This window comes from Flagellimonas lutimaris (assembly GCF_051494225.1).
Taxonomy (GTDB): domain Bacteria; phylum Bacteroidota; class Bacteroidia; order Flavobacteriales; family Flavobacteriaceae; genus Flagellimonas; species Flagellimonas lutimaris_A.
The window spans coordinates 1-356 of record NZ_JBNPYE010000034.1 but is presented as its reverse complement, the minus strand read 5'-3'; the positions used below and the strand labels follow the sequence as shown (position 1 = coordinate 356).

General features: G+C 62.9%; 1 protein-coding gene. It reads left to right on the top strand.

The genetic code is table 11. The features are described 5' to 3' along the window. A partial coding sequence (locus tag ACQQ5U_RS19425) for a hypothetical protein (protein ID WP_437400122.1) occupies window positions 1–356 on the top strand: 356 nt, incomplete at both ends.

Below are 356 nucleotides of genomic sequence, written 5' to 3'. Positions count from 1 at the left end.
CACGACCTTGGAACTGACCAATGCCGCTGCGGGGGCCACGGGGGTTGACCTTGACGGCACCTTTGCGACGGACGCGGAACTTGCCGCCCTTGATACGGACGACGCGGACGCGGACCCTACGAACGAACTTTCCGATGTAGCCTTGACGGGCACGACCTTGGAACTGACCAATGCCGCTGCCGGGGCCACGGGGGTTGACCTTGACGGTACCTTTGCGACGGACGCGGAGCTTGCCGCCCTTGATACGGACGATGCGGACGCGGACCCTACGAACGAATACAACACCGGGGTATCCCTCAACGGAACTTCCATCGAGGTGACGGATGCCGGTGGCACCCTTAGCCAAGACCTTGACG